The organism is Aerococcus christensenii (assembly GCF_001543105.1).
GTDB lineage: Bacteria > Bacillota > Bacilli > Lactobacillales > Aerococcaceae > Aerococcus > Aerococcus christensenii.
Genome location: NZ_CP014159.1, coordinates 1059283 through 1073013, shown reverse-complemented (window position 1 = coordinate 1073013; position 13731 = coordinate 1059283). Strand labels below are relative to the sequence as shown.

The following is a 13731-nucleotide window of genomic DNA, read 5'->3' as shown; positions in this document are numbered from 1 at the left end:
TCCTTTCTCTTTCTTATTTTAAAATCGGCATTTAACAAATAAAAAAGCCCTACCTCTTTGACGAGATAGGGCGCAATGTTGCACGGTGCCACCTATATTTTTACTTCATCATAACGGGATTTTCCGGACCATTGTCAGTTTGTAAGCAACCATGTACCTTGCCTTCTATGACCTTTCACCACACTGTCACTCGCTTCAGAATTTCCAGTACATCCTCTTACGCTTCACTTTTCTTTATTTGTACCTAAAAGTGTAACAAGAATTTCCATAAAAAGCAACTCTCTATAAAAGCTTTTATTATTTCTCTAGATTATCCAGTCTCTAGAAGAATCTTTTGCCCCTTTGGCATCCGAAACATAAGGGTTCCCTTCTACAAAATATCGTAAATTTTTAGAAGTCCATTCTCCCTTATTAGGAATTCCAATGCGAGGAGCCTTACCCACCAATTTTGGCACTTTCCGTTTCAAAAAATCAATTCTCAATGGAGACTCTCCTACCGAACTTCCATAATCTTGAGCTTTATCCACGCCTAGAGCCTGTGTCAATTTCCCAGGGCCGTTAGTTAGAAGTTTCCCCGTTTTATGCCGTCGTTGAGCCATTATATCTAATCCTATTGCTGGCTCTAGAGCACGAATCAAGATTCCTTCAGGTTGCGTTTCCGATTGGGTAATCACATTCAAACAAAGGTGGGTATGGAGGGTGTAAATATAGAAAATTCCACCCTCTCTGTAAAAAGCTTCCAGACGTGGAGTGCGCCGCCCTCCATAAACATGTGCTGCTTGATCTTTAACACCTAGATAGGCCTCTGTTTCAACAATATAGCCTCCACATAAACCTTCTGGCGATTCTCTTACCAACAAACAGCCTAATAATTTTTGAGCAATCTCTTCTGTTGTAAAGGACTTATCTTGGTAAGGCCAAACATTCATTAGTCATCTAACCTCTTTGTTTTGCCTTCCCATTGTGCGAAACCACCACGTAAGATATAAACCTTATCGTAATTTTGTTTCTTTAGACGTTGAGCCATTCTTGTCGCTATATTCACGCCATTATCATAGAGATAAATAGGCTGCGAGCGATTAAAGCCAGGAACTTGCCCTGTTTGTCTCACTGAGCTATAAGGAACATTACGTGCCCCATAAATATGCGCCGAACGAAATTCTTGACTTTCGCGAACATCTACAATTTGAGCTTGATGCATCGTCTCTTGAAATTCCTCTTTACTCAAAACCTTTGCCACTTGTCTTCTAACAAGCCAAAAATAAGCTTGATAACCAAGATAAACCAATAAACCAACAATAAAAATAAGATAAATTAAAGCAAAACCTGACACTTTACGACCTCTTTCTTTCTTTTAAAACTAAACTCGCTGCTCCAATAACCCCAGCATCATTCCCTAATTGAGCGAGAAGAATCTTCAAATGCCGACGATTCGGTGGATAGGTATTGGCCTCAACCACTTCCTGGAGCTGGTCGATGAGATATTGTCCCGCATTAGCGACGCCTCCGCCAATGACAATCTTCTCTGGATTCAACACACAAGCTAACTGTGATAAGGTGATTCCTAAAGCTCCCATTGCTTCTTTCATCACTTTTTCGCCTAGAGCATCTCCATTTTTAGCAGCATCTACAATAGCTTTTACGCTAATATCTTCTCCCAATTTAAACCGTTTGGCAAGGGGACTCTCTACTTGGCTCGATAAAGCTTTTTCTTCAGCTAAACGATGAATCCCCGTCGCAGAAGCAATAGTTTCAATACATCCCTTGCTTCCACAGGTACATGGAGGGCCATCCACCTTGGCAATCATATGTCCAATCTCACCCGCAGAAGCCTGCCCTGTTAGGAGACGTCCATTGCAGACAATTCCTCCACCAACCCCAGTTCCTAAGGTGACTAAAACCATATTTTCTGTATCAGCAGCCGCTCCCTTGGCTTGTTCTCCTAGTGCTGCCACATTGGCATCATTTTCAATATAAACTGGAAAATCGCCTAGTAAGTGCTTAAATTCTTCTTTAACGGGATAAGCAGTCTCCCAGCCTAAATTATATGCCCCTGTGACTGTTCCCTTTCTCCGATCAATAGCTCCTGGTGATCCCATACCAATCCCCAGACAGTCCGACAAATCTAAGCCTTGCTTCAAAATTTCTGCCTGCAGGGCCTTCACAATATTAGGGACAATTTTCCAACCATGATCTTCTGAACTGGTCGCTACTTGCCACATTTTAATAGCTTCTAAATCTTCTGTAAAAAGCGCTAATTTGGCACTTGTTCCTCCTAGGTCAATTCCTATAATAAATTTCACGACATATCCTCCTTTTTTAGAAGTGTGTTAATGAAACAAGGTATTATAGTAGCCATGATTAGCCAGAATAATGCCTATGATAACGGCAGATACTCCTAACGATAATCCTTTATATGCTCGTCCTTGCTTACCTTGAGTTCCTATGAAGAGAGTAGCTAAAAAGCCACCTACCACTCCTCCCAAATGTCCCCACACGTCAATACCTGAGGAGAAAAGATTCATGGCAATATTCATAAGAATCAATACTTGATATTGTGCTCCCATCACTTGATAGTAACGACTATGCGGATAGAGTCTGCGCATTGCTAAAAAGAAAGCAAATAAACCAAATAAAGCCGTTGAAGCTCCTGCTGAAAGACTCGGAGAGAATTGATAGGAAAAGAGATTTCCCATCAAAGCAGAGTAGAAATAAACAAACAAGAATTTCCAACTTCCAATAAGTGACTCAACTTCTCTTCCCAAATACCATAAAGTCACAGAATTTAATAGGAGATGCGTGAATCCTATATGAAGAAAAACCGGCGTAATCAATCGAAAATATTGGTGATAACCCGCAATCAGCAAGTTATCCTTGGCTCCAAATAACAACAAAGTATTCATTCCACGACTTGATCCAACAACTTCCATCCCTATAAAAAGGAGGACCTGAACAGTCACTAAGGCGTAGGTTGCATAGGGTTTTCGCAATCTCTTCACTCCTTTCACTAAACATTCTATCCATAATACCTAAACTTTACCATAACTCGAAAAATTATAAAAGAAAGCCTTCCAAAAATAAAAAGTTTTTCTTCCCTTCAACAAATAAAAACCGTATCCAACAAACTCTAAAGAGTCATCGAATACGGTTTTCATTGAATACTTTCATCCAAGCTGTTCTTATCAGAAAGAACAGCCTTTTATAAAGTACATCCAGTGATTATTTCTTCACTTCGCGGAATAGACATACCTTATGTAATTTTGGACTATATTTCTTTAATTCAAGACGATCAGGGTTATTACGACGATTTTTTTCAGTTAGGTAGACGCGTTCACCCTTGAGTTCTGTGTTTTCTAAAATAATATTGACACGCATAGCTTCCCTCCGTCCTATTTAATATCATTATGAAAGATCATACTTAGCTATTCTAGCATAATCCTTCTCAGACTTCAAATAATATTTTGCGATTTCTCCGCCTAACGTCGTCTATGTTGAAGCCTGCTAGAAACAGGGGGGTGACTGACTGAGCGAGAAGGAGATTGAGCAGGAAGCGTCGCAGTTGGCTTATCATCCTTATCTTTCTCTTCCTTAGAAGATTTGTCATGTGCCTTTTGTTGGTAATAAGCTTCCAACACCTTATGCCCCACAACTTCTCCTGTTTGCCCAAAGGCAGAGGCACTCATCTTAGGAATAACGATGGTTAAGGCGACATCTGGATGATCGTATGGCGCATACGCCACAAAAGTCGAATTAATAATGCCTTCTTCTCCCGTTTCTGCTGTCCCCGTCTTGCAGGCAATGGTCATTGGAAAACTGGAGAACTCTGGCTTACTGAGGCCTTGAGGATCATTAGCAGCTGCCCAGAATCCTTTTTGAATCCGTTTAAACTGATCAGCTTCCAATTGAACCCTATTCAAAACTTCAGGTTCTTTTTGATAAATAACTTGAGAAGTTTGATCTTTTCCATTGTCTCTCAAAATTTGTTTTAAAAGATGTAGGGCATAGCGATTTCCTCCATTAGCAATGGTTGCTACATACTGATTCAACTGAATTGGTGTATAAGTATCATACTGTCCAAAAGCTAAATCAATATCATTGCCCGGTGTTCCTTCTTTGCCTTTGAGTCCTTCTACTTCGTTTGGCAGATCTATACCTGTCGAAACTCCTAATCCAAATTGATGATAAAAGTTTCTTAATTTTTCTCCTGTTTTTGGATCAAGATTAGCTAAAGACATTCCACTTTCATAATTAGGAAGACCACCAATAGCCATTGCCGTTCGAATCATATAAACATTAGAAGATTTGGCTAAAGCCATAATTTCATTCAAGCGAACAGGAGAAGTGGAATAGGAAGACCACCAAGAAGCTTTCCGCGGCGTCCCTGTAAAGTATAAAGGTTGATCTACAAAGGTATTATCTTGACCGATTTTCAAAACTCCATAGTGATAGCCCGCTCCAACTGTAGCCCCCTTTACCGTAGATCCCATCGTAAAGGAAGAATTTAAAGTTCCTAAAGCATCGTCAACAATTTCTCCCTTATCATTTCTTTGCTTTCCGGCCATAGCTAAAACTTCCCCATTATTCGGATTAGAGACCACCGCATAAATAGAGTTATTTTTTCCTGTGGAGGAAGACTTGAGATAAGTCGACAAAATATTTTCTACCTTCTGTTGGAAATCACTATCAATGGTCAATTGAACCGTATCACCCATAGCACCACCGTACGTTTTTTCACTCCGCGTGACTTCTCCTCGCTGATTGAGGTCCATCTGATATTTCATTTTTGAACCTCGCAGAGCAGATTCATAAATTTTTTCTAAATAAGATTTTCCTACGCGATCGTTTCTAGCATAGCCTTGAGATAGATAGTAATCCACACTATCACTTGGTAGGCCTTCTTCTTGGCTAGTGACACTTCCGATAATACTCCTCAATAAATCTTTTTGAGGATAGGTTCGCTTCCAATCCATTGTCGTTCTGACCCCTGGAAGTTCCTTACTATGCTCAGTAATTTTAGCAATTTCTTCATTTGTCACTTCTTTATTTTTGATGAAGGTTGGAGTTAGTGCATAGGCATTCGCCATTCGTTTATAGATCAAGGCAGCCTTTAAGTCTTCTCCTTTCAAACCATTAACTTCTTCATCCGTCACATGGCTTAACTGAGCCTCATAGAACTCCCCTTCTTTTAACCGCTTTTCTTTTTCAGTCAAGCGTTCCTTAAGCTGATCCGCATGTGTAACCATCCAATAATCTTTCTTATCACGTTCCGTTAAGCCCTCTGTCTCTACTTCAATAAATTGAGCCAATTTTTGAGCAGTCCTAGCCATATCATTCCCCGTAACATTGATCCCTCGCGTATAAGAAATCGCTTGGAGACCTTCATTATCTACTAATTTTTTATGATTTCTATCTACAATATAGCCCCTGGGAACGCTCTGTTCGGCAATATTTGTTTGGGTCATTTGGACCAATTCTTGAAAAGCTTGACCATTGATAATTTGAAGATAACCTAATCTTAAAATAAGAACACCAAACATAATGAATACCACATAAAGGAGAAAATTCAACCGATTGCTATACCGGTGCCAATGGGGAGATTTTCGTTTGGGATAATTATTCTTAGTTTGCGAGGTTTTTTTCTCCATTTTCAATCGCTTCTTCCATTGACCAAACACGCTTTCACCTACTTTCCGATTCAATTCAATTACTTTCTATTTTACCACGTATCCGTCATTTTCCACATAATTATTATTATAGAAGATTCAAACCTATTTGTCTGATAAAATAGCTAGCCTTTATAAAATTTCAACTTCTTTCTAACGATTTCTCATATTCTCTCTCCTGTCCTATGTTAAAATAAAACAAGAATACTCCCCATAGCTTGGACCTTCTGATAATTTCAAAGTCTCCCAGCTACCAACCACTTTTTCTAAGAAAGGATATTTTGCGCATGGTGAAAAGAATGCATTACTTTTTCAAACGATTTTTAGACCATCATGGCTTTCTTCTTAGCGGGTTGATCCCCTCATTGCTATTAATAAGTTTTTTCTTTTATCAAGGCGTCTATCCTTTTGGAAATAAAACCGCCCTCACAGTGGATCTCAGTCAACAATATATCGATTTCTTTCAGTTTTACCGCAACACCTTTCTCCAAGGAACATGGTCAAATTTTTGGTATTCTTTTCAAAAAGGCTATGCCGGTGAAATGATAGGGACTTGGTCGTATTACTTAATGAGTCCCTTTAACCTCATTCTTCTATTATTTCCACAGGACTTTCTCCCTTGCGGAATTATCTGTCTTATCCTTGCCAAAATTTCAGGAGCTGGGATGGCTTTTTATTATTTCCTAAAAAAAGTCTACCAAGATTCCTCCTTCATGATCCTCCCTTTTTCTCTAGCCTATGCCTTCATGGGCTATACCAGCGCCAATCAACTGAATATTATGTGGCTAGATGCGCTTATTCTTTTGCCTGTTATTGTTGAACATCTCTTCGACTTAGTCCTTCAAAAAAAATGGAAAGCCTATTGTCTCTCACTCACCGCCTTACTCTTCATTCAATATTATATGGGCTATATGGTGTGCTTATTCTTGCCATTATTCTTTCTTTATCTATTGATTGTTTATCTTCCTTCTAATCATAGAAAAGCTTGGCTCTTCCAGCGAATCAAAAGTTTTGTTTTTTCTTCTTTTTTATCAGGGGGATTAGCCAGCTTTTTCCTTATACCAACTTTTTATGCCTTGCAAGAAAGTAAAGGCATCCACTCTCCACTGACCCTTACTTTTGAGAGTCTTTATCCTTTATGGCATCTTTTGAGTAAATTTATCATTGGTGCTTTTAACCATGATCAACTTCCCAGCGGTCTCCCTAATCTTTTTGTCGGATCTCTCGTTTTGATTTGCTTTTTTCTTTATTTTGTCCAGTCCAAATTCGCCCTCAAAGAACGTCTGAGCGCATTTTTTATCTCCCTTTTTTTTATTTTTTCTCTCAACAACGACGCTCTCAATGTAATCTGGCACGGCATGCAGCATCCCATTTGGTATCCTTACCGCTTTTCTTTTCTGATCAGTTTTTGGATGATCTTTTTAGCTTATAAAACCTTTCGTCAATTAAAATCTATTCACCTTCTACAAGCTTTTCTCTTACTAGGATCAGCTCTCATTGGCGCTTATCTCTTATATACTCATTTGCAAAATTTCCCTTACCTACAGCTTTCTTCCCTTATTTGTTCTGTGTTTATTTTTGCGGGATGTCTTTGTTTATTACTAGCTCGTGAAGTTTCTTGCTATTTGTCATTTTTTAATAAGGGGATCCTTCTTCTCACACTTGTCGAATTAGGACTTAATCACTTTGCTACCCTCAATAGTCTCTCTTATGTTTCTTACTCAGACTTTGTCTCAGCTATCCACACCATGCAGCCTCCTATCAACACTCTCCAAAATAGCGATCCTTCATTTTATCGAATGGCTAAAACTTTTCAAAGGAGCAAAAATGATGCTTTTCAATTTAACTACCGAGGGTTAGAACAATTCAACTCTACCTTAGAACAAGGTAGCATTCAGCTTTACAGCAAATTGGGGCTGCCTAGTGGATCTGGTTTTATCAATTATCATTCTGGGACCTTACTCACAGATGCCTTGTTTGGTGTAAAATATTTCATTCAACCTACTCCCACAGATCAGAATGTTCATCCTGGGAGTCGCCATACCCTCTCTAAACGTTTTGACATTGCCTCCTATTCTCGAATAAAAAACTCTCAAGATTTCCAAATAGTTCAAAATCCATATGCACTTTCTTTAGGTTACTTGGTCCCTTCTACTTTCACGAATTTTAACCAGCAAATCGGCCATCCTATCGATTACCAAGATGCACTTTTACGGGCTTTATTAGGTGATAATTCTCAACACGATAAAGAGGCTTTTTTTCATTATTTTAAGCTTGAAAATTATTTTGATGTGCAAACTTCTAACTTAAAAGCTAAAAACCCCGACCTTGTGAACACTCACTATCAAAAAGAAAATTCTACCCACCTAGCCTATATTGATATTATTTTAGACATTCCAAACAACCATGCCTATTACCTCACTCTCCCCAATGACTTAGATAGTCAGCAAGTTTCTTTTTATCTGGATGGTCAAAAATTACCCTATGATTCCTCCTACCACAACACCCAAATCATCAACGTTGCCAATCAAGAAGCAGGCGTTCAAAAGAAATTTACCATCAAAGTTAAAACAGATACTCTCGACCTGAAACAGATTAACTTTTATTCCTTAGATCCTCAATGGATACAAATTCTCTCTCAGCAACTAGGAGAAAATCAACTCCATATGACCCATTTTTCTAATATTTCTTTAGAAGGACAGCTTACCGTCCCTTCCAATAAAAACACTTTATTACTGACTATTCCTTACAGTAAAGGCTGGAAGGCCACCATTGATCAAGAAAATTACCCGCTTTCTCCTTGTCTTTCAAATGGAGGGACTCTTCTTAAAAATCTCCCTGTTGGTGTCCATAAAGTATCTCTTACTTATTTTCCACCCGGATTATCTTTGGGAAGCGTTCTCTCCTGCCTATCTCTACTCGTTTTCTTCAAAGAGAAAACTTTGATCCACTTGTTGAAAAAGCTAGGGCCTACTCTCCTAAAGTAAAAAATTCCTCGTTTGTTATGTCTCCTTAAAGGTATTTAACCTTTAAAAGAGCATAAAAACGAGGATTTTTATTGTTTAGTTTTCCTTTGTTATGGGTTTTTGCCAAAGAGCACAAGCAAAGCTGGCAGAATTCACTTTTTTTCTCTCTTCGTCCCGTTTTCTATAATCAGAAGCTTCTTTATCCCCTAGCTCTAAATATAAGCCTTCCGAACTCCCTATAATATACGATGCGTAAACTTTTTGTAAATCTTCCAAATCTCGGAACTTAGCGGCCTCATAGATGGAATTTTTCCGTGCTTGGTAAGCTTTTCCAAAAGTTCCAGAGGCTGTAATCGTTCCAAGTAAAACCTTTCCACCCGGCTTTACCCCTTTCAAGCAAGCAGTCAAAAAATCTTCTAAATCTTCCACAAATTCAACTGCTGTCATAGAAAAAATAGCATCATACTCTTCCTCTTTGAGCTTCAAATGATTCATATCCATTGGAATAAAATCAATCTTTTGATGTCTTTTAGCTGCTTTCTGTTTGGCTTGCTGTAGCATTTTCTCAGAAAGATCTGCCCCTGTTACCTCGGCCCCTTCCTCAGCTAAGCGAAGAGTATAATTGCCTGTTCCGCATCCCAAATCTAAAATTTTCATACCTTTTTCTACTTTAAAAATTGAAAAAGCAAGTTCTGATTCTACTTCATCAATGAACTGCCCAAAAGGTTTTAAATACCACTCATCATAACTGTCTGCGATCGCATCAAATAAGGCCATTTTTCTCATTCCTTTCTTACATCTATTATAAAATAAAAAAATCCTTTTCGCCTCTATTTTCTGTCAAGGATTCCTTCAACTGTCGACTCTCTTAAATCTTTTATTTGCATATTTTTTTTGTTATACTAAAGACACTTCTTATAAAATGATACGATTTGCTAAAAGAGATATTGGAGGGTGTATTATGAAATTATTAATTCTCTTTCAAATTAGCTTTTTTTCCTTAAAAAGAGTATTAACCATTTATATCAAGCGTATGGAAAGCTGGGCCTTCTTTTTATTGTTAACTCTATTTCTTACTTTGCCAGTATATTTTCCTACTTACAAAGCAATGACTGTTTTAGAAGATAACGGTCAAAGCATTATTGCCTCTCTTCCTGACTTCACCATTGAAAACCAAAAACTAAAAACAGATAATCATTCCCCATTTATCAATCAAACAGATCTCATAACCTATGCTTACGATCCTAACGATACGTTATCTGAAGACACCCTCCGGAAACAGAATCCTCAAGGTCTCATTCTTATGACCCAAAGTTCGAGAGTTCTCGTCTCCTTCTTAGGGCATACACGAACCTTACCTTATTCCACATATGAAAACAAACTATCCAGTCAAGAACAAAAAGACCTCATCTATTCATTTAGTCACTTATCGCGTTGGGTATATGTTTTAGCCTTTTTCGCTATCTTTACCTTTTTCGGTCTTCAAATCGCTCTCATCGCAGTTCTCATCTCTTGGATATCTAGTCAAACAACCTTCTCTAAAAATTCACATTTGACTTTTGAAGCCCGCTTTGTCTACGCCTTGTTAGCCATAGGGCCAGTTGTTTTATTTACTGCTTTAGCCACAGGTGCAGGCTATCCCATTCCTTTTTACTTTTCATTTATCTTCTTAGTTGGCTTGATTCGATTATTGTTGTTTTTTGAAAGATTTAAAAACGTTACAATTACTCCGGAATTCACGAAACATTTTAAGCGCTTTTTGAAAATATCGGATGACTTAGATATCGATGCTATGAACTTCCTAGATAAACTAAAAAAATATCAAATCAATCATAAAGAAGATTTCGATAAAAAGGAAGACTTTATAAAAAAAGGAGAATCTATGATAGATAAAATTTTAGATTCTGACGACAATATTAAGGAATCCGATCCATCAGATAAAGATTCCTCTAAAGAAAAAAAAGAGCCTAAAGATTTTTAAACATAACAAACGCAGGAAATCTTCCATAAGTGGAGACTTCCTGCGTCTTTATTTTGGATCATTTATTTAAATTTTTCTTTATTAGCTTTGCGTTGATCTCGAGCTTTTTGGCGTTGTTTTTGATTATATTTTTTATGTTTATATTCTTTAATATTCCGCTTTAATTTTTGTTTGTATCCTGGTTTCACTTGTTGTTTTTTACTGCGATTCACCATTCCTTTGACAACATGGTCTACATCTTCTTTATGTCGATCTCGACGAAGCTGGCGTTCTTTATGATCAGTGACCTTCACCCACTCTCCTCGTTTAAGATCCATGCTTTCAAATTGAATGCCTCTTTTTTCCAACCATTCAATCGCTGCTTGTTGGTCTGGATGATAGAAAGTAATCGCTATTCCCTTTTGTCCTTTACGTCCTGTTCGACCTACGCGATGAATAAAGAACTCTAGCTCTTTAGGAATTTCATAATTCACCACATGAGAGACTCCTTCAATATCAATCCCTCTTGCCGCAAGGTCTGTCGCCACGACATACTGATACTCCAAATTTTGAATTTGTCTCATCACGCGACGGCGTTCTCTACTAGGAAGATCTCCGTGAATTTTAGCAACTGCCAATCCTTCTTTCTTCAATAGTTGATAAAGATGCTCTACTTTATCAATCGTATTCGCAAAAATTAATACTAAATAAGGATGACCCACTGTCAAAATTTCTAATAAAAGTTGATCCTTATTTCTCCCTCTTAAGGGGAATAAGATATTACGGATGCTTGGAGAGATCAAAGCTTTATTGTCAATTTTTACCCATTCAGGGCTCTGTAAATATTTTTTGAGAAATGGGCGTAATTTATCTGGAATGGTCGCAGAAAATACAGCCATTTGTAAATCTTCAGGCATACGTCCCGCAATCTGGTCAACTGTAGCCAAGAATCCCATATCCAAAGTCATATCTGCTTCATCAACCACAAAGGCTTTAACTTTATGAATATCAATCGCTTGTGCCTTCACTAAAGCCAATAAGCGACCAGGCGTTCCAATCACGATTTCCGGTTGATATTTGGATAAATGTTCTAATTGTCTCTTACTGTCTGTTCCCCCATAAGCCCGTTCAATCCGAAGAGCTTGCTCAGATTGAGCCGCAATTTGTCGGGCAGCTTGAAACAATTGATCCGCTAACTCCCGACTTGGTGCTGTAATCACCAATTGCGTTCCTTGTCCATACGCCATGCGATCCATCAAAGGAAGCAGAAAGGAGTGTGTTTTCCCTGATCCCGTTCGGCTCTGGGCAACTACACTCTTTCCTTCTTTTATAAGGGGAATCACCGCTTCTTGAATAGGGGTAGCTTTCTGGAAGCCTAATTCCTCTAATGCGCGCTGAATAAATGGTTTAAAATGATAATCTTCAAATGTCATAGTTCTCCTCCAATGTTCCTTATGATAGTCCCTGACTTCTCTGCCTTATTGATTTTAACTGAACTATAGCCCTTCTTGCAAATAAAAGTCGTTATCGCTATAATTTATTAATATATGTGTTATTTATAGTTTCTTAAAAGCTATAAATGCCCGTGACTAAACACTCATACTTCCAATGAAAGGACCCCTCCCTATGCGACAACAAGTTTCAGGTATTATTGTACTTTTTGGCGCTTCTGGTGATTTAGCTCAACGTAAATTGTATCCCTCCTTATTTCATCTTTTTCAACAAGGATGGCTCAGTAAACGTTTTGCTTTAATCGGAACCGCTCGACGACCATGGACGGATGAACATTTCCATGAAATTATTGTCAATTCTATTATTGCTTATAATCAAGACGATTCTATCCGAGAAGAAGCTCAAAAGTTTGCTAAGCATTTCTTCTATGTTTCAAATGATGCTTCGAAAACCGATGATTATCTTCTCCTTAAAGAAAAAATGGTAGATCTGCAAAAAACTTATCAAACCGATAAGAATTTCCTCTACTACTTTTCTATTGTCCCTAGTCTTTTTGAAATCACTTCAAAGAATCTAAAAGAAACTGGGACCACCTCTTTAGAAGGTAATCACAGAGTTATCCTTGAGAAACCTTTCGGTACAGACTTAGCTTCCGCTATTTCTTTAAATAAGGCTTTGAATATTTCCTTCCATGAAAACGATATTTATCGTATTGATCACTACGTAGGCAAAGAAACCGTCCTCAATATTTGGGCCACTCGCCAATTCAACCCCTTCTTAGAAGCAGTCTGGAATAATCAATATATTGATCACTTCCAAATTACTCTTTCTGAAAATCTACCAGTAGGGACTCGAGGCGGTTATTATGACCAAACAGGTGCCCTACTTGATATGTTCCAAAATCATATTCTTCAAGTTTTGTCTTTCGTTGGAATGGACCTTCCTAAAGACATTAAAGAAATTCATCAAAGTAAGGAAGCTTTTCTTCGTCAGATTCCCAGTTTCACATTAGAAACTACTCAAAAGCAAATCGTTCGTGGACAATATAGTGAAGATCTGTCTAATATTTATCTGGCTTACCGAGATATTCCAGAAGTCGATTCTTCAAGCACAACAGAAACCTTTGTAGCTGGTAAAATCGAAGTCAACTCACCTCGTTGGTCAGGAACACCTTTCTATTTCCGAACAGGTAAAGCCTTATCCAGCGGAAAATATACCGTCGTAGAAGCCGTTCTCAAAGACAGCTCCTCTGGGAATTCTCTGCCTAATCGATTCACTTTTCTTATTCACCCAAAAAAAGGAATAGAAATCTCAATGAATCAAAAGGCTCTTAAGGGACACTTTGCTCCACAAATTATTCGCTTAACGCCAGACCAATCTCTTACAGGGAAACAAGAGCCAAGTGAATCCTATGAAATTCTGATTTACTATGCTTTCTTGGGTAACCAGATGCTCTTTACCACTTGGGAAGAATTAAAAGAACAATGGCGGATTGCAGATTCTATTAAAGCAGCTTGGGCTGCTCTCCCTGCCCCTGACTTTCCTAACTATGCTGCAAATACCTTAGGCCCAGACGATGCTATAGCACTTATTGAAAAAGATCATCGCAAATGGGTCTCTAAACGCTATAACACCTAGCCCAAAAAAGCTATTCTTTGATGGCCCCTATCAAATAGACAGGAGCCATTCA

11 protein-coding genes are annotated in these 13731 nt (G+C 38.2%); 3 read left to right on the top strand and 8 right to left on the bottom strand.

The window, feature by feature from the left end; genetic code table 11:
* Window positions 1–305: 305 nt before the first annotated feature.
* From AWM71_RS05140 to AWM71_RS05115, 6 genes are all read right to left on the bottom strand, one after another.
* A complete protein-coding gene (locus tag AWM71_RS05140) occupies window positions 306–929 on the bottom strand; it encodes a DNA-3-methyladenine glycosylase (RefSeq protein WP_060776946.1) in 624 nt (207 codons plus the stop codon).
* On the bottom strand, window positions 929–1333 hold the full coding sequence (locus tag AWM71_RS05135) for a rhodanese-like domain-containing protein (RefSeq protein ID WP_060776945.1): 405 nt from the start codon (window positions 1331–1333) through the stop codon (window positions 929–931). The genes AWM71_RS05140 and AWM71_RS05135 overlap by 1 nt, the downstream gene beginning before the upstream one ends.
* Before the next feature lies 1 nt (window position 1334).
* Window positions 1335–2303: an ROK family glucokinase gene (locus tag AWM71_RS05130; RefSeq protein WP_060776944.1), complete on the bottom strand. Its 969-nt coding sequence runs from the start codon at window positions 2301–2303 to the stop codon at window positions 1335–1337.
* 27 nt (window positions 2304–2330) lie between these two features.
* Window positions 2331–2990: a rhomboid family intramembrane serine protease gene (locus tag AWM71_RS05125; protein ID WP_060776943.1), complete on the bottom strand. Its 660-nt coding sequence runs from the start codon at window positions 2988–2990 to the stop codon at window positions 2331–2333.
* Between the two features lie 229 nt (window positions 2991–3219).
* Window positions 3220–3375 (bottom strand): 50S ribosomal protein L33, encoded by a 156-nt coding sequence (gene rpmG, locus AWM71_RS05120; RefSeq protein ID WP_060776942.1) that lies wholly within the window; start codon window positions 3373–3375, stop codon window positions 3220–3222.
* A gap of 101 nt (window positions 3376–3476) precedes the next feature.
* Window positions 3477–5645, bottom strand: coding sequence for a peptidoglycan D,D-transpeptidase FtsI family protein (locus tag AWM71_RS05115; RefSeq protein WP_156407343.1), 2169 nt, complete (start codon window positions 5643–5645; stop codon window positions 3477–3479).
* A gap of 383 nt (window positions 5646–6028) precedes the next feature.
* On the opposite strand from AWM71_RS05115, the gene AWM71_RS05110 reads away from it, so the two are divergent.
* Entirely contained in the window at window positions 6029–8650 is a 2622-nt protein-coding gene (locus AWM71_RS05110; RefSeq protein WP_158320034.1) for a YfhO family protein, read from the top strand.
* Between the two features lie 75 nt (window positions 8651–8725).
* On the opposite strand, the gene AWM71_RS05105 is transcribed toward AWM71_RS05110, so the two are convergent.
* On the bottom strand, window positions 8726–9406 hold the full coding sequence (locus tag AWM71_RS05105; protein WP_060776939.1) for a class I SAM-dependent methyltransferase: 681 nt from the start codon (window positions 9404–9406) through the stop codon (window positions 8726–8728).
* A 184-nt stretch (window positions 9407–9590) separates the two neighbouring features.
* Between AWM71_RS05105 and AWM71_RS05100 the strand changes: the two genes are divergently transcribed.
* On the top strand, window positions 9591–10610 hold the full coding sequence (locus AWM71_RS05100) for a DUF1189 family protein (protein ID WP_060776938.1): 1020 nt from the start codon (window positions 9591–9593) through the stop codon (window positions 10608–10610).
* A gap of 62 nt (window positions 10611–10672) precedes the next feature.
* Here the strand turns inward: AWM71_RS05100 and AWM71_RS05095 are convergent, their stop codons facing one another.
* The gene (locus tag AWM71_RS05095; protein WP_060776937.1) at window positions 10673–12022 is read right to left on the bottom strand and encodes a DEAD/DEAH box helicase; all 1350 of its coding nucleotides are present in this window, start codon (window positions 12020–12022) and stop codon (window positions 10673–10675) included.
* 193 nt (window positions 12023–12215) lie between these two features.
* On the opposite strand from AWM71_RS05095, the gene zwf reads away from it, so the two are divergent.
* Window positions 12216–13679, top strand: a complete 1464-nt coding sequence (gene zwf, locus AWM71_RS05090; RefSeq protein WP_060776936.1) for a glucose-6-phosphate dehydrogenase — start codon at window positions 12216–12218, stop codon at window positions 13677–13679.
* Window positions 13680–13731 lie beyond the last annotated feature (52 nt).